This window comes from Methylobacterium sp. P3_A11 (assembly GCF_056403155.1).
On record NZ_JBFUGA010000124.1, the window covers coordinates 1 to 15,886 of the forward strand.

The 15,886-nt window shown below is 63.4% G+C and carries 12 protein-coding genes and 1 pseudogene; 2 read left to right on the forward strand and 11 right to left on the reverse strand.

All coding sequences use genetic code 11. From position 1 onward, the window contains the following. From AC1DXK_RS26690 to AC1DXK_RS26705, 4 genes are all read right to left on the reverse strand, one after another. The coding region (locus AC1DXK_RS26690) for a carboxyl transferase domain-containing protein (protein WP_477299462.1) at nucleotides 1-482 on the reverse strand (482 nt) is incomplete at its 3' end. 81 nt (nucleotides 483-563) lie between these two features. After that, nucleotides 564-815 carry a hypothetical protein gene (locus tag AC1DXK_RS26695; RefSeq protein ID WP_457108081.1) on the reverse strand — a complete coding sequence of 84 codons (252 nt, stop codon included), beginning with the start codon at nucleotides 813-815 and terminating at the stop codon, nucleotides 564-566. Between the two features lie 127 nt (nucleotides 816-942). Continuing rightward, entirely contained in the window at nucleotides 943-3,492 is a 2,550-nt protein-coding gene (locus AC1DXK_RS26700; RefSeq protein ID WP_457108082.1) for a YbcC family protein, read from the reverse strand. Then, nucleotides 3,489-5,096, reverse strand: coding sequence for an NADH-quinone oxidoreductase subunit L (locus tag AC1DXK_RS26705; protein ID WP_477299463.1), 1,608 nt, complete (start codon nucleotides 5,094-5,096; stop codon nucleotides 3,489-3,491). The genes AC1DXK_RS26700 and AC1DXK_RS26705 overlap by 4 nt, the downstream gene beginning before the upstream one ends. Before the next feature lie 105 nt (nucleotides 5,097-5,201). Between AC1DXK_RS26705 and AC1DXK_RS26710 the strand changes: the two genes are divergently transcribed. Continuing rightward, complete coding sequence (locus AC1DXK_RS26710) at nucleotides 5,202-6,080, forward strand: LysR family transcriptional regulator (RefSeq protein WP_477299464.1); 879 nt, start codon at nucleotides 5,202-5,204, stop codon at nucleotides 6,078-6,080. A 790-nt stretch (nucleotides 6,081-6,870) separates the two neighbouring features. On the opposite strand, the gene AC1DXK_RS26715 is transcribed toward AC1DXK_RS26710, so the two are convergent. Both AC1DXK_RS26715 and AC1DXK_RS26720 read right to left on the reverse strand, forming a co-directional pair. Continuing rightward, nucleotides 6,871-7,641, reverse strand: coding sequence for a slipin family protein (locus AC1DXK_RS26715; RefSeq protein ID WP_477299465.1), 771 nt, complete (start codon nucleotides 7,639-7,641; stop codon nucleotides 6,871-6,873). 167 nt (nucleotides 7,642-7,808) lie between these two features. Further along, on the reverse strand, nucleotides 7,809-8,054 hold the full coding sequence (locus AC1DXK_RS26720) for a hypothetical protein (RefSeq protein WP_477299466.1): 246 nt from the start codon (nucleotides 8,052-8,054) through the stop codon (nucleotides 7,809-7,811). Between the two features lie 586 nt (nucleotides 8,055-8,640). Here AC1DXK_RS26720 and AC1DXK_RS26725 point away from each other — a divergent pair. Continuing rightward, nucleotides 8,641-9,213: a hypothetical protein gene (locus tag AC1DXK_RS26725; RefSeq protein ID WP_477299467.1), complete on the forward strand. Its 573-nt coding sequence runs from the start codon at nucleotides 8,641-8,643 to the stop codon at nucleotides 9,211-9,213. A gap of 869 nt (nucleotides 9,214-10,082) precedes the next feature. Here AC1DXK_RS26725 and AC1DXK_RS26730 read toward each other — a convergent pair. The 5 genes and pseudogenes from AC1DXK_RS26730 to AC1DXK_RS26750 all read right to left on the reverse strand — a co-directional run. Next, nucleotides 10,083-10,217: a hypothetical protein gene (locus AC1DXK_RS26730; protein ID WP_477299468.1), complete on the reverse strand. Its 135-nt coding sequence runs from the start codon at nucleotides 10,215-10,217 to the stop codon at nucleotides 10,083-10,085. Between the two features lie 295 nt (nucleotides 10,218-10,512). After that, nucleotides 10,513-10,764 carry a helix-turn-helix domain-containing protein gene (locus AC1DXK_RS26735; RefSeq protein WP_477299469.1) on the reverse strand — a complete coding sequence of 84 codons (252 nt, stop codon included), beginning with the start codon at nucleotides 10,762-10,764 and terminating at the stop codon, nucleotides 10,513-10,515. 505 nt (nucleotides 10,765-11,269) lie between these two features. Beyond that, nucleotides 11,270-12,622: an IS701 family transposase gene (locus AC1DXK_RS26740; protein ID WP_477299470.1), complete on the reverse strand. Its 1,353-nt coding sequence runs from the start codon at nucleotides 12,620-12,622 to the stop codon at nucleotides 11,270-11,272. Between the two features lie 1,126 nt (nucleotides 12,623-13,748). After that, a complete protein-coding gene (locus AC1DXK_RS26745) occupies nucleotides 13,749-14,957 on the reverse strand; it encodes a tyrosine-type recombinase/integrase (protein WP_477299471.1) in 1,209 nt (402 codons plus the stop codon). 690 nt (nucleotides 14,958-15,647) lie between these two features. Then, nucleotides 15,648-15,886: pseudogene (locus AC1DXK_RS26750) on the reverse strand (integrase core domain-containing protein); the annotation flags it as partial.

Consider the following 15,886-nt stretch of genomic DNA (forward strand, 5'->3'; position numbering starts at 1 on the left):
CCGAGATCCGAGATCTGCGGGATGACGCCCGACGCCATCACGTTCCGGCGGAAGACTTCGCCGTAACCGCCGAGGGCGGCGACGCCCTCCTGGATGCGCGCGCCGCCGGCATCGAAGATGCCGATGATCGGCGCGCGCATCTTCAGCGCCATGTCCTGGACCTTCACGATCTTCTGCGCATGCGCCTCCGACAGGGAGCCGCCGAACACCGTGAAGTCCTTGGAGAACAGGAAGACCGTGCGGCCGTTGATCGTACCCCAGCCGGTGACGACGCCGTCGCCCGGGATCTTCTGCTTCTCCATGCCGAAATCGGTGGAGCGGTGCTGCACGAACATGTCGAACTCTTCGAACGACCCATGGTCGAGCAGGAGTTCGATGCGCTCGCGCGCCGTGAGCTTCCCGCGCTTGTGCTGAGCCTCGACGCGTTTCTCGCCGCCGCCGAGGCGAGCCTGGTCGCGGCGCCTCTCGACGGCTTCCACCATCAATCGCATCCTATTCCCCCTCCCGGATCGGTTTCTCAAAATATTGTCGAGAACGTAAACTCGTCATGTCTATAGAGATTCTCAAAAACATATCTCGCGAAGCACTCCATCGATGTATTGCAGTACCCGGGATCGCATGTGCAGATCCTGCCCTTCGACATGGATTTCGGGGCGACGCTCATTCCGCCCCAGATGCCGCAGGAACCTTTCGACGAGGATGCAGGCGTCCCTCGGATTGGTCGCGTCGAACCAGCACGCTGCTTCGTCGACCAAGATGCGCACGTTCAGGACGCCGCGACGCAAGCCATTGGGATCCCGTTCCGCTTGATCCATGGGCCTCCTCTCCCTCAGGTCGCATTTCAGGGCAGGCTGATCCGGGAGCGACGGCGCTGACGGATGGCCTTTCAAGGCTCGTCAAGGCGGGACGATCCGGCCGGGCGCCCTTGCCCGGCCGACGCCTTCAACCCGGCTGCCACGCGCCGGCACCGCCGTAACGGTGGGCCGTGCCGTCCGCCTCGATCTGGAGCAGATGGAGCCAGCCGTTCTCCACGAGCTGGCGCACGCCCTCGTGGGTCCGCAGGACGCGCTCAATCTCGACCTTGGGCGCTTCGATGTAGGCGCTCAGCCGGACGGGCTCGTGCACGAGCTTGGTTCCGTCATGGACGGATTGCCAGGGAAGGCCCATGCGAAGATCGCTACCGTTGCCTTCGAGGACGCCGAAGGTCCCGACGACGTTGTGCAGGACCTTGTTGCCGGAGCCGAAGGCGCGATTGTCGACGGTCGAACCGTAGTATTGCAGGTTGATCCAGCTGGCGACGACGAGCGGCGCGGTCATGATCAACTCCAGCACGCCGAAGGACGTGTCCTGTTGCCAATCGTAGCTGTGCAGGAAGGCGCGGCCCTGGAGATCGAGGTCGCGGGTGCGGTGGCGCGGCGCGGCAATGAAGGCGGCGTTGCCGGCGAGTCCCCATTCCGGCCGGACCTGGGACCAATCTCGGCTGCGCTGGTTGAAGGCGGCGGCGAGCCTGTTCCGGTCGGCGGGTGCGATGCCGAGCAGGGTCGCGCGCTCCGCCCGGGCCAGGGCGGCGGCGGCGGCGAGCCAGCCCCTCAGGTCTTCGATCTCGGCGGCGTGGGAGGAGGGGGCACGGTCGAGTTCGAACAGGCTCACATCGTCGGTCGTGGTGTCGTGAAGGCCGGCGACGAACCACGTGTCCTCGGGGATGACGATGCCCCTGTCCGCAAGGCCCGCCCGCACCGCGCGGTCGTTCAGGATGGAGGCCGCGACGCGCGCGTTCGCTTCACCGGTGTGGCCGCCGCACGCCCCGCAATCGAGGCCGCTGCCATGCGGGTTGTTCACAGTGCTGCTGCCGTGGCCGACCAGCAGGACGAGGCGCGCGAAGCCTTCCTGCAGCGACATGGCGCGCAGCACGGCCTCGGCCATGGCGACCCCCTCGCCGGACGTGAAGCCGGTCCGCCGTCCGGCGAGTTCGGATGGAGACAGGTCCGGGCCGACCCGCCGCCGGATGTCGTCGCTCAACCCGACCTCGGCCGGATGGGCGACCGTCCGGGTGAGTCCGAGCGTGTCGCTCACGAGCTTGGCACCGCTCAACAGGCCGGCCGTCTCGACATAGGAGAACGACGAGACGGCCGCCGTCTTGAACGCCTTCCACGCCTTGTGGACGCGGCGCAGCACAACCCGCCGGTCGAGCACCCTGCGACGCTCGGCGTCGGAGGCGTCCTGCACGGTCTCGCAGACAATGAATTTCGGCTTGAGCAGCACGGGGCACTGCGCGCCTCCGCGATGCTGGCCGATCGGCACGTACTCGATGGGAAAGCCGAAGAAGCCGGCGAAACCCAGCGTCTCGACCCGGGGCGAGGCCGTCTCGAAGGCGCGACGGAACACCTCCGAGCGGACATCGATGCAGAAGGCGGCCTGGACCGCCGGACGTTGTTCCGGCTTGCCCGGCCCAGCCTGCGCCGTGGCCGTCAGGCGGTCCCGAATCTGCCGCTGGAAGCCGCCCTCGTAGGCATCCTGAAGGATGCTGTCGATGGTCCGATCGGCCGGTGAAGCCGTTGTCTCGAGGGTGGACATCCGCCCGACCGCTTTCCGCCATGCGGGCCTGAAACCCGGTTCGGTGATCGACCCGAACAGGGCTCCCTCCCAGGCCAGGCGGATCGCCAGCAACTGGACGAGCGAGTCGTCCGTCTCGCCCGAGAGTTCGCGCTGCCAGCCCTGGTAGCGGGCATAGGCCGCCCAGCCCCCGATCGTTCCCAGGGCGCAATGCAAGTAGATCTCACGAGCGGCCTCCGGAACCCCGAGTCGCTCCAGAACGGTCGCCACCGTCGCGTGAGGGTCCTCCGGCAGATCCGCGACGCGTCGCCGGAAGCCCGCGAGGCCCATCACATCCGGAGTCCGGTCATGCGCCGCCGCGAGGCGCCACGCCGAGTAGGGCCTGCGGTCCCGCCAGGGCATGCGCCATGCACTCTGTCCCTCGTCCCAGTACGCCGCGCACCATTTGCCGATCTCGTCGGCGACGAAGCCGGACGGGACGCACCCGCATGCGGCGGCGACCTCCGCCACGGTGGTTGCCGCCCGGGATTCGGCGGGGTCGAGGGCGAGGGCGTGTTCGAGGTCCGTGATGGCGAGCCTCGAAACGCGGCCGCCGGTCCTCCGCGAGAGCGCTTCCGCGAGATCCGCCCTCGCGATGCGGCCCTGCCGCAGGGCCTCCCGATAGAAGCTGCGCGGCATCAGCATCTGCGCGCCCGTGGTCCGCTTGAGCCGGGCGGCGGCGTCGGTGAAGGTTTCGTCGGTGAGGCCTAGGAACGGGTTCACCGCCACGAAGTGCCTGAGCGGCCAGACGGGCGCGACGCGCTTGCACACCGCCGCGACCAGGGCCTCCACCGACCTGCGGCGGGGCGTTTCGACCACGGACGGGACCGGGTCGTCCGGGAACTCGATCCTCTCGACCGAGGCACTGAGGTCCTGACGAAGGAAGGTCTGCTCGGTCATGTTTCGGCTCCCTGGTTGAGCGTGTGCCGCGAAATCCGCCGGACCCGCCGAAGGAGCCGGTTGGCGAAGGCGTTGATGTAAAAGCCGTTGAGGACGTGGACGTAGAGAGCGGCCCAGAGGGCTTCCGCCGACCGGTGCGGCAGGAGGCTCTGCATCACCGTCACCAAGGCGAAGGACAGGACCGCCAGGGCAACGATCGCGAGATCCAGGGGACCACGCAGGGCCTGGTTCGCCGGCAGCGCACCGGCCAGGAGTGCCTCGGCTCCCCGTTGCAGGGCAAAGTACGCGACACCCACGGCCACGGCGAGGCCGACGACGCGGGCAACCACGCCCAGGGTCGGCTGCCCCCGGAGGGAGGCTTCGACCAGTTGCGTCAATCCCATCAGCAGGATGAAGCCCAGGGCGAACACGCCGGGCGTTTCGGTCAGCGAGGCCCCGAACAGGGTTCCGATCCCCGCTGTGAGGGCTCCGACGCCCGCGAGGACACCGGCGAGGCGCAGGGGATGGGGCCGGCCCGTCGCCGCCGGCACCCAGGCCGCGCGCGCGAGGTCGATGATGCTGCCCGAGGAGAGGAAGGCGTGCGCCTTGTAGAGGGCGTGCGCCACGATGTGCAGCATGGCCGCCGAGAACGCGCCCAGGCCGCATTGAAGGAGCATGAAGCCCATCTGCGCGACCGTCGACCACGCCAGCGAGACCTTCACGCTCGTCTGGGTCAGCATCACCACCGAGCCGAACAGGGCCGTGAGGCCGCCGACGATGGCCAGGACGTCGAGCGCCGGGGTGGACAGCACCACTACATCGCCGAGACGGAGGATGAGGAAGCCGCCGGCGTTGATGATCCCGGCATGCAGCAGGGCGGAGACCGGCGTCGGGGTCTCCATGACTTCCGGCAGCCACCCGTGGAACGGGAACTGGGCAGACTTGAGCAGCGCGCTCGCCACGATGAGAGCAGCCGCCGCGTGCAGCAGTCCGAGGTCGGCCCCGCTCGCCCTGAGCCGTTGCGCCTCCCCGGAGATCACGTCGAGATCGAGGCTGCCGAAGACGCCGTAGAGCAAAGCGAGGGCGCCGATCAGGCTCAGGTCGCCGAGCCGGCTGATGAGGAACTTCTTCCGGGCGGCGAGCCGTGCCTTCGGCCGGTCCCGATAGAAGACGAGCAGCCGGTGCAGGCACAGGCTCGTTGCGATCCAGGCCAGGGCGAGCTGGACGAGGTTGCCCGATAGGACGAGCGCCAGGACGGCGGCCAGGGTCAGGGACAGCCACTGGAAGAAGCAACCCTGCTCGGGATCGCCGTCGAGATAATTCCGGCTGAAGCTGACCACGACCCAGCCGACGAGAGCGACCACGATCAGCATCGCGGCGGTGAGGGCGTCGCAGGTGAGGCGCAGGCCCAGGCCGGCGGCACCGGCCAAGCCCGAACCGAATGGACCATGGCTCCAGACTGCAAAAGCCGCGATCAGTGCGGCGATCACCGCGCCGGACGCCGTCCAGCGCGCGAAGCGAGCCACGACGGCCGGCGAGCGAGCCGCCCAGGAGGCGGGCGCAAGGCCCAGGGCCAGGAAAAGGATGGGAGGGGCTGCAAGCAGCCAGATCAGTGGTGAAGTCATGGTCGCCTCGCGAAGACAGGGCGACCCTTCAGGTATACGGATTCCAGGCCGTTGAAAAATTCAAATTATTTGCGCTATCGTTCGCTTCTATCGAAGAGAATCGGCATGACGCTGAATTACCACCATCTGCGCCTTTTCCACGCGGTCGCCCATGCCGGTAGCCTGACACGCGCCGCCGAGCTCCTGAACCTGTCCCAATCGTCGCTGTCCGTGCAGATCCAGAAGTTGGAGCAGCAACTCGGTCACGACCTGTTCGAGCGGCTGGGCAAGCGCCTGAACCTGACCGAGGCAGGCCGTATCGCCCTCGACTATGCCGACACCGTCTTCGCCACGGGAGACGAACTCCTCAGCGTCATGAAGGGCCGCCCTCGCTCGGCGCAGAGCGTCCTGCGGGTCGGGGCGCTCACGACCCTGTCCCGGAATTTCCAGCTGGAATTCCTGCGGCCGCTGCTCGGCCGAAGCGATGTCGAGCTCGTCGTCCGCTCGGGCACGATGCGCGAGTTGTTGGCCCAACTCGAGGCGCACACGATCGACGTGGTCCTCTCGACCACCGCAGTGCGCCGCGACGTCGGATCGCCGTTGCATTGTCACCTCTTGGACGAGCAGCCGGTGAGCCTCGTCGCCAAGCCGGACGAGGACCGGCCGGCCTTCCGCTTCCCGGAGGATCTCGCCTCCGTCCCAGTCGTAGTGCCGAGCCTCGACAGCGACGTGCGCACGGCCTTCGACCGCGTCCTGTCACTCGCCGGCGTTCACCCGCTCATCAGCGCGGAGATCGACGACATGGCGATGCTTCGTCTCATGGCGCGGGAAAGCGGCATCCTGACCCTCGTCCCCCCGATCGTCGTCCAGGATGAACTCTCGACAGGCCTCCTCGTCGAGGTCTGCCGGATCGATGAAGTCACCGAGCGCTTCTACGCCATACTTCAATCTCGACGGTTTCCGAATGCACTGCTCGCCGAACTCATGCGTCAATCGTCGTTCTAGTTTCGTCTTGAAGCGTATTGTCCATTTCCGCAGAAACACCATTAAATGTTTGATGAACTCTACCAATTAATTTGGAAGTGTTTTCTTGCGCCTCGTGGTGGCATGTTCATCGGCAAGAAAAGTTGATCTGGTCTGCAAGACATTGCCTTATAGGTTTATCCAAACGCCATTGGATGATAATTGATGGTCGCATCAGTGTGAAAATAACTACGGAACAATTGTCCGAATTTTGGGAAGCCCACATTCGCACATGAGCGATTGAGTTGGGGCGGTCGGAGGCTGTCCGCTTTTGCAGCGAGACAGCTCTGAAGCAGACCATCGGCTTTCGGCCAGACCCCGCCATAAAACCTCGAAACTGCTCCTCATGAGGAAAGCTGCGTCAGGGCCGTGCGGCGGCCGCACCGCGATCTAGCTGCGGGCGGCCGCGTCGACACAGATTTATTTGTCAGGCTTTGCCAACGCCGATGTCAGGGAGCCATCGCCCGCCGTAGCGGCCCGTTCGGCGCTCAGTTGCTCGGGACAGAGCGAAGCCACCTTTGGCAGCATCGGCGAGCATGGCGGCACAAGCAGCGACGTCCTGTACCATTTTCTCCGTCAGACCGCACTCGCGCCGGACTCTACCGCTCAGTTTCTTCAGACCGTGGTCCGCATCCATGAACAACGCCATCGCGCCGGTATTGGGCGAGTCGCTACGCGGGATCAGGTCGTATCGCTCAGCGATCTCCCAAACGCATTCGGGCAGAACGCCTCCTTCCAGCGGCATCGCTGCGCAAAAACGAAGGGATGAATGTTATTCAGCTCCGCCCTCCGGCATCCCGGCGATCTTTGCTGCGGCATGCAGAAGCTCGACGGGCAGCATCGCGATGATCGTGCTGTTATGCTCAACGCCGATCTCCGTCAGGGTTTGAAGTCGCCTCAGCTCCAAGGCCCCCGGAGCGGTCGCGATCATCGTCGCTGCCTCAGCAAGTTTTTGAGCCGCTTCGTTCTCGCCCTCGGCCTTGATGATGCGCGCTCGCTTCTCACGAATCGCCTCGGCTTCGCGCGCGATGGCGCGCTGCATTTGCTCGGGAATATCGACATCCTTGATCTCGACAGCGTCGATCTCGATGCCCCAGCGCTCAGCCGCCATTGAGAGCAGTTCGAGCAGGCGCTTGTTGATGGCGACCCGGTCCTTCAGCATCTGGTCGAGGTCACTTTGGCCGATAGCGTCGCGCATGCCGGTCTCGGCGGCCTGTATGATCGCTGAGCGCCACGACTCGACGGCTGTGACTACGCGAGCAGGGTCGACGGCCCGATACCAGAGTACTGCGTTCACTTTGACGGCGACACCGTCGCGGGTGATCGTCTCCTGAGTCTCGAGCTGGACGGTGATTGTTCGGGTGTCGACCTTCACGACGCGGTCAACGAACGGGATCAGCCAATACCAGCCCGGCCCCTTTGTCACTCCGAGCCGTCCGAGCCGGAAGAGCACCGCTCGCTCGTACTCCTGATTGATGCCGAGCGTCTTGAGGGCAAGCCCCAGGACGACGACCACTATGGCAGCGACTATCACGTAATCCATTCTACGTCCCCGACCCAGTGCAGCAACTACAGGTCGGCTCACGCTGAGCTTCCGCGGTAGGCACGGCAAGCGGTTAGTTCAGGGCCTCGCCTTGGAGCGGTTCGCCCGCCGCAAGCGCCGCACACACACCTGAGGCTTCGGAAAGCCTCAGGCGGAAGGGTTTGCAGTTAGACAGGCATGTAATCGCCCTGTCGAAGTTGATCGGCCAGCGCATCAAGCTTCCGGGCGGCTTCTTCCGCTGAACTTTCAAATTCTAGCTCGACGGCAGCTTTTATTGGAACAGCTTCATGATAGTGACGGCGGGGCACGCCCGCCGGAAGCCGCTGAAGTAGATTGCTCATATTTCGATTGGTCCGTCGCACCACCTCGCCGCGCGAGATCGATATGCAACCATAATTTTCTTCGAAGTCCATCGCGCGTCTCGTGTTTCGCATGGTCGGGACCGCCCCCAGACCTTTACGAGAGCGCATTGCAGGCACTTTGCTTGCGCCACGCGCTCGGATAACCGACGCTGGGAAAGATCGAGCAAATTTCCGATGTCGTCGCAGGCCCTGAGCGGCCACTGCCGCCTTTCGGGGAGCTTCCGAGGCACGCCAATTAGCTCACGGCTCGATTCAGGACGTCGCGTAAACGATCAGCACAATGTAGCTGCTGCGAATGCTGGATGTGCCAGCGCTAGTGGCGCCTACTACATCGTAGATCCGATGCGGGGGCCAAAAATGGTGCCTGTACATGGCAACCCATGCCCGGAACACGGTTCAACCGCTGAGAACAGCCCCCACCAGCCACCTGAACCACCCGAGACACCCAACAAGTACCCGCCTCCAGCTAAAGAGACCTGCCCCACCACGAAGACAGCCCCAGAGCGAAAACCGGACCAGTACACCAGCAAGCGCAAGACCTATCGAGGTTAGAAAGCCAGGATAGCAAGGCACGCCGGCAGTCGATCAGGGCAGCCCGTAAAAGCACTCGTCACTTCAGCTTGAAGGAGAGCGCACCATGACCATCACGAGAAATCGCATTGATCTTGGATATTGTGCCTGGGGCGAACAGCTGGTTGCTGAGGGTTGGACCCCATACCTTTTGACCTTCATGTTCCGCCAATTCGGCGGATCCGACGCGAGCGTCCGCCGGCAAATGGAACGCGAGGTCGAACGGGTGTACGCGCTGCTCGTTACTCGGATCGTTCGCAAGCCCACGGCCCCATCGTCGGTCGGACGCCTGCCGATTTGGTTTTGCAGCCCTGACCGGCCGGTTTTCAAGCACGCCAAGCAGGGGCGTTGGGATGCCTTTGTCAACGATGGCCGGCACATGCACGCCGTCGCCTTCATCCCACCTTGGTCAAGGCTGAAGGACGATCTCATTACTCATTTCCTGCGTCTCCTGCGTCGCGAATCTGCGTATGTGCGAGCCAGTGACCCGCTGATCCGCATCGATGTGCAACCGATCACCAAACGTACTGGATACGTGGTCGGATATGCTCGCAAACATGTCGGGCACGGGCTGATTGCCGAAGACGCCACGTTGATTCTGCCGCGCAGCTTCACAGAATTGCGAGACTGTGTAGCCTGATACACAGCGGGCACAAGTTGATCGAACCGTATGCGGAACTTGCTTCAACGCCGTGTCGCATGCGGACTGGATCGAACTTCGCTAGACGGCCCGCAAATTGCAGAATTTCCGGTACCCGGAATTTTGGTCATCTCCCGAGAAAAGCGGCCGTGCAGCCCCGGCCGCCCTCGAATGCGATTACCTATCGGACGCCTCTATGTCCTCGTATCTACGTCGACGATGTCGAATCGAGGGTACTCACCTTCATCGTCGATCCGCTCGATTAGGGTCCAATGTCTTGAGTACAAAGGCATGCGATAAAATTTCTCTCGGAACCCATGGTCTCCAATTGCTAGATGCTCACTTTTTCTAAACAGCTGAACGCGGTCTGCCGGCGGTTTCGTCGGCCCCTGACCCGAGCCAGATTGTGGTGATCGCTGCCCGGGGACTAGAGGGGGGCCAGACGAGATAGGCGAATTACCTGTCGTCGCTCGGCGCGTGTTCGGACCATCGAAATCATCATCAAGGTCATCCTGTTCCTCCTGCTCATCAAGCTCGTCGGGCTCGCTCTGATCTTCGCCTGATTGCTCTCTGTTAGCTCGAATTACCGCGTAGGAACCGCCGCGTCTCTTCAACTCGCCGTACATCTCATCAGGCTGTACATCCTCGTTGAACAGAATTTTTGCAACTGCCGGGTACTCACTCGCAGAGTTGTATCTAGGCGACTCGGAAGTGGGCGCATCTACCATATGCTGCATACAGTGCAGCAGTAACTTGCTTGAATTTGGAGCATTCGTTCGCTTTCCCCAAAAAGGCAGGTCGTAAAACTTCCCAACTTATGTGTCATTTTTCTTTAAGCGGACGCAATTTTTGACTGCTTTCTCAATCAGTCAGCATATTCCGTCACGGTGCCCTTCGTCGAGTTTCTTGAATTCGCTTTGAATTGCTTCAGCTTCTTCTACAGGATTGTGTCTTGTTTTGTCTTGAGATTCTTTTTCGTTGCTCGATTCGAGAAAGCGGTTCATAATATCCACCTCTGTTGAGAATAGCTTGGGTTCGACCTTATCCAACATGGTCAGGCGTGAAGTGCGCTACGCGCGTTGTGGCGGTGCTGCGGGAACACCAATTCGAAAGGCAACACGGCGGGCGGCGCGGGATGCCGGCTATGCCGAATCTCTGGTGGTGGGGGGCTGTCCCGAGCGCGCTTGAGACATCGTCCTTCGTGCAATGACCTTCGAGGGTCGGAAGGCGTGCGTTCGTGGCTTGTCGCAGCGTTCAGCCCCGTCAGCGCCGCACACGGGTTGGCGATGAGTGTCGCGCTCATCGCAGTGCTTTGCCGGACGCGCGCTTTGCCGACGTTTCCGCAAGCGCCTCGATAAACCGTTCGAGTTCGTCCGACCTGACGAGGGTCCGACGGCCGAGCTTAACGGCATTCAACTGCTCGCCGTTCAGCAGCTCGTAAAAGCGTGTTCGCCTGATGCCCAGGAGCGCGCAGGCTTCCGAGACGGATAAGAGCCGCACCGCGAGCGGCAAGGGGAAGTTAAGGGCGGGGGAGGTCGATGTCGAACGCATGCGAATGGTAGAGCATGCGTTTGAACGGTTTTCCGTCTGACGGCGAAAAATGCGCTCAGACGTTCCTGTCAGACACGCCAACGGCAGTAACCCACGCCTGTGACGGTACGGATCGCGCGCCGATGATTTTGAGGATGGTGAGGCAGGCGCTGCTCCCGTTGGGGTGCGCGGTGTCGACGAGAGTGCGGATGGTGGCGCTGCCCTCGGCCCCCAGATCACACCGTCGCCGCTGGTTATGTTCTGCTGTACGCTGAACAGGCGCACAGCCGCTCGGTGCCGTTGCTTGTCGCCTCGATCTGGCCGGGACGAGCGAGGGAGGCGAGGAGCTGATTGCGAGCCCGGCCGGTCTTGGCTGGCCGGCCTCGGGGCAGGTAACGGCGGCTCGGCTCGAGTCGACCCAGGTTGCCGATCCACGCTCCGGCGCTTGGCAACTTGCGTCGAGGTCAGGGACGCGCTCGGCCATCGCACATCAATTTTACGAGGGATTTAGCTCGACTTTGGCCATTCATGCGGCGTGGCAAAGCGCATAGGCCCAGGGCGCTGGCAAACGGAAGCGGGGTTTTGTTCGGGCGCGTCGGCGCGGTGATGTCGCCAAAGTCCGCTCACGCCAGATCGCACAGCGCACGGCGGCCAGAGCGTCGGCGAAGGTCGGGCGCGGTTTGGAGTACCACGCGGCCGTCGCGACGCGTCGGCGTTGGCGAGCCGAGAGGCGTGCGGCCAGCAGTGTGACGATCGAGAACAGGGCGAGCAGGCAGGGTGTGGTGCGGGCAATCGCCGTATCTGACCACTGCCGCTGCGTCTCGACCCCGAGATGGGCACGCGCTTCCTGGAAAGTGACCTCGATGGTCCAGCGCTGCACGAACCAGGACACGATTTGCACCGGCTCGCGGTCGAGATCTGTGCAGAGCAGAGCCTGCGGTGCGAAGCGGCCCTCGGGATCGCGGATGAGGACCCAACGGATCGGCACGACGGGCAGGCCACCGTGCCGCCACACCGCGGTGTCCGAGGCGATCTCGATCATGCGCTCGCCTGCCCCGTACCAGCCGGGCACCACGACCGCGTGCCAGCGCGTGTCCTCGGCCGCGAGGATCGCGGCGAGCGTCGGCAGCCGCGCGCCTTTGGTCCGCGGGCGCCCGATCGTGCCGGGCGGGCGCGGCGGGACGGGATCGTAGAGTGCTGCGTCGAGCCGCAGGCGGGTGATCGCCGTGATGCGAGCGCGGCGCATCGCGTCGAGGAACAGCAAGGCCGAGAAGCCGCTGTCGCCCACCACGACGAGGTCGCGCCTCGGCAGCCAGCGTCGGACCTGGAGGGCGAGTTGGCCACCGACGTTGAGCAACGGCTTGTGCCGACGGCCCCGTTCACGACAGGCGCGCTCTGACGGCACCAGCGCGGTCAGGAACGGCAACGTCCAGACGCGCCCCGCCCAGGGGATCGGAGCCAGCAACATCAAACTCATCCAGCGCAGCCCGCTCGCCTTGACGAAATGGCTGTCGGAGGAGCGGACCGGATCACGGTAGATACCCTTGGCCGCAATCCGCTTGCCGCGGCGGCGCTCGATCGTGTCGTCGAGCGCCAGGATGATTGGACCGCGCGGCGCGAAGGCTGAGATCAGCATCCCGAGCAGAATGCGGCTGCCGGAGCGTGGGCACCAGGCCGCGCGGCTGAGGATGCGGTGGACGTTCACGAACCGTCGCTCCTGCGCACGACCCAGGATGCGTAGGACGCTCGTCACCGTGCGGCGGCGCAGCGTCAGGATCGCGCCGATCAGCAACGGCTGAGCATGGCGCCACGAGCGGTGGACGAACAGCGGTGCGAACGCCAGGATGATCCCGGCGAAGCGGGCAGGCAGGAGCCGCATGGCGGTGTCTCTGGGCCGGGACGCCACCAGCCTACCCCTCACGCCTGCTTCGTCACCTCAGCCCACTCGATCACCCGTCCAATTGGCCAAAGTCGAGCTAAGCTCCCCCCGCTGGTGCGGGCCTATGATTTCCGCCGGTGAGCGCGCGGATTGCCGGAGACAAGGACGGAAGCGCTTAGATTAGGGTGTAGGTCCATGAACTGCTCGCGGACGGAGCGAGCCATTTCTGCAAGGCTGGCGTTGCGCGCCTTCGCTGTGCTTTTATCGCCGGGCTCTTCAAAACCTTGTGCTCTCAAATAATCAAGCGCAACTCGCGATAGTTCCTCAGCGGCTGGGGCGTTTTCTTTGTTGTAACCGCCAACCGCCAAGTAGCGCCACAAAACAGCCGGCACCTCGGCCCGGCCTTGCTCTCGGTATATTTTGTAGCGGGCTAGCCACTCGTGGCTTGGCATATCAGAATACTTGATAAATTCGTGCAAAGCTCGATGCGGGAGGCGAATGTATAATGGCGCGCCCCGTTCAATAAGATTTACTTTACATGTTTCAATGATAGGGCGATCACGTCGCGGCGCCCAGGAATCATCAGAGAGATATGTTGTCGGAAGCGTTATCTTAGATCCAAGCCAGTCTATGTCCAGATCGTGCTCGGGAGCCTCCCAATAGTCTGGCTTTATCCGGAATTGTCGGGATTTCGGTGAACCATCATCTCCCCATAGGGGATCGTCGTCTCCATCGAATGCGCAAGTCGCTTCGTCCTCATCCTCCTGTTGAGGGGCTGCCGAACTGCCTGCCAAGTAGAAACTGTCAGCCGTACCGAGGCAGTCAGAGCTCCAAGACGCAAGCCGACAATGATTTGATCGCGAACCGTTGAAGCAAGATCCTCATTGCTCCCAGCAGAGGGTGGCGCTTCCCGATGATTGAGCTTGCTCCTTTCAATCGCCGACCAGTTGTTGTCGTAGAGAACCCGGCCGACCCGATCTGCGAATCTTACCGCTAGTTCTTCCGGTTGCTCAAAGGGGACTTTCAGTGGAGAAAGTCGTTTTCGGAACGATGTCGCGCGCGCCATGTAGCGGCCTTTCTGGGCAGTAAATGCAACAATAAGGTTTTCAATCGCGGTTGCTTCTGATCATGGCTGCTTTGTCTCTGAGGGCGGCGTGCGGCTCGGTTCGCCTGTCGCAAGATATGCCGCCCATGCCTCCATGAGCGCACGGCGCTTCGCCAGCGCGTCACCTCGCCGGTACGCCTGCTCCGCCTTGTCCCCGACCGCATGAGCAAGCGCCGCTTCCGCGACCTCTCGTGGGAACTCCGTGCAATCTCCTGCCCAATCCCGAAACGACGAGCGAAAGCCGTGTGTCGTCGCTTTGACCTTCATGCGCTCAAGCAGCGCGTCGAACGCGCCCGTCGAGAGGTGCCGGTCGCTACGGTAGCCTTCGAACACGTAGGACCCGCGACAAACCTGCCCCATCTCTGCAAGGATCGCGAGCGCGCGGTCTGTGAGAGGAACCCGGTGGTCGCGTTCGGCCTTCATGCGCGCGGCCGGGACAGTCCAAAGCTTGGCCGCGACATCAACTTCATCCCAGCGCGCTCCAACGACCTCACCGACGCGAGCTGCGGTCAGGATCGCAAGCTCCAGCGCCCGCGCGGCAACACCGTCCCGCCTGCGCAGCTCCGCGACGAACGCTGGCACAGCCTCGTAGGCGAGTGCGGCATGGTGTCCGCGTGTGAGCTTGCGGCGCTTGGAGAGAAGCTGATCCAAATGGCCACGCCAGCGCGCCGGGTTTTCGCCCGTGCGCAGCCCCTTCGCTTTGGCGGCGTCCAGCACCTTCTCGATGCGCCCGCGAACGCGCGAGGCGGTTTCCGCCTTCGTAGTCCAGATCGGTCGGAGCACTGCGAGCAGGTCGTCGGTCGTGATCGCGTCGAGGGGCTTGGATCGGAGGCTTGAAGCGTAGGCGTTGAGTGTGCTCGTCCACTGCGCGGCATGCTTGGCATTGCGGAAGCCCTTGGCCAGTTCGGGCACGAGTTGATCGGCGAATGCGCCGAAGGTCATGGCTGGAGCTGCGGGTGCCTCATTCTTGCGCCGGGCCTCAAGTGGGTCGAGGCCGTCTGCGAGCAGCCGGCGGGCCTCGTCGCGCTTGCGGCGGGCGTCGGCCAGGGTGACGACATGTGCACCACCAAGGCCCATCTCTCGCTGCTTACCGTTGCAACGATAGAGGAAGATCCAGCGGCGTGCGCCGCTTGGGTCGACGACGAGGTAGAGGCCACCACCGTCGCCGAATCGACCAGGACCAGCGGTTTGGACGGTACGGGCGGTGAGCTTGTTGACGGCGCGTACCATAGTATCCGCCGAACCCCCAGCAACTACCCCAGCGGAAAACGCGGATTGTGGCGAACGTAGGCGAACGTCGAAATCCGGCTCGGCCGCCTAACCGCCTTCGATATAAAGCGGTTTCGCACAGGGGTGAACAGGGGCGAACAACGATTTGGCGGAGACGGAGGGAGTGTCCGAAAGGGGCAGCTAAGTCTTTATTAACCAACGAAGAGCTTGATAGGGTTGGGCTTTCCGGGACAAATCGGGGACATATGTCCCCATAACGCCTCGGTGATCCCAGTGCCTCGCCGGCCCGACCCAAGAAACGCCTATCTGGAGCTTCACGACGGCTATTACCGCGTGACGATGGGCGTGCCGGCTTTGCTACGGCCCCAGCTTGGCAACCGGCTCAAGCGCTGCCTCCAAACCAAGTCCCTGCTTTCGGCCAACGTGCTGAAGGTACCGGTGGTCCGCGAATTCAAAGCCCGCATTGCAAAGGGGTGGGAGACCCTGGGCGGCCGAAAAGGCTCGACCCTCCAGGAAGCCGCAGGGTGGGCGAAGGTGCTATCAGAAGCCGGGCAACCGGGTGACGACGCATACGAGCAGATTGCTTCGGAGCTGCGCCGTCGAGAGGACGAAATTTACGCGAACGGCGCACGATACGAGACCATCATTGACGACGAAGGAGAGGTCGTCGAGATCGAGATTCCTGCTGGTGTTCAGTCCCGAGGTGAGATGGGTTGGGTCGTATCTGAACCGGCCTGGGTCGTCTGCCCAGGCTCGGCAGGTCGCTTCGTATGGCGTGAGGCCGCGTAGGGTCTTGAGCCGCCGGGCGAAGTTGTAGGCATCCAGGAAAGCGGCGAGGTGTTCCCGCAGTTGGTCGTGGCTGTCGTAGTGGTAGCGCTTGACGGTCGCGTCCTTGAGGGTCCGGTTCATGCGCTCGACCTGGCCATTGG

Excerpts from the sequence above, each read along its gene's own strand:
- AC1DXK_RS26695 (WP_457108081.1), bottom strand. The coding sequence starts at position 815 with ATGGATCAAGCGGAACGGGATCCCAATGGCTTGCGTCGCGGCGTCCTG.
- AC1DXK_RS26700 (WP_457108082.1), bottom strand. The coding sequence starts at position 3,492 with ATGACCGAGCAGACCTTCCTTCGTCAGGACCTCAGTGCCTCGGTCGAG.
- AC1DXK_RS26705 (WP_477299463.1), bottom strand. The coding sequence starts at position 5,096 with ATGACTTCACCACTGATCTGGCTGCTTGCAGCCCCTCCCATCCTTTTC.
- AC1DXK_RS26710 (WP_477299464.1), top strand. The coding sequence starts at position 5,202 with ATGACGCTGAATTACCACCATCTGCGCCTTTTCCACGCGGTCGCCCAT.
- AC1DXK_RS26715 (WP_477299465.1), bottom strand. The coding sequence starts at position 7,641 with ATGGATTACGTGATAGTCGCTGCCATAGTGGTCGTCGTCCTGGGGCTT.
- AC1DXK_RS26720 (WP_477299466.1), bottom strand. The coding sequence starts at position 8,054 with ATGGACTTCGAAGAAAATTATGGTTGCATATCGATCTCGCGCGGCGAG.
- AC1DXK_RS26725 (WP_477299467.1), top strand. The coding sequence starts at position 8,641 with ATGACCATCACGAGAAATCGCATTGATCTTGGATATTGTGCCTGGGGC.
- AC1DXK_RS26730 (WP_477299468.1), bottom strand. The coding sequence starts at position 10,217 with ATGAACCGCTTTCTCGAATCGAGCAACGAAAAAGAATCTCAAGACAAA.
- AC1DXK_RS26735 (WP_477299469.1), bottom strand. The coding sequence starts at position 10,764 with ATGCGTTCGACATCGACCTCCCCCGCCCTTAACTTCCCCTTGCCGCTC.
- AC1DXK_RS26740 (WP_477299470.1), bottom strand. The coding sequence starts at position 12,622 with ATGCGGCTCCTGCCTGCCCGCTTCGCCGGGATCATCCTGGCGTTCGCA.
- AC1DXK_RS26745 (WP_477299471.1), bottom strand. The coding sequence starts at position 14,957 with ATGGTACGCGCCGTCAACAAGCTCACCGCCCGTACCGTCCAAACCGCT.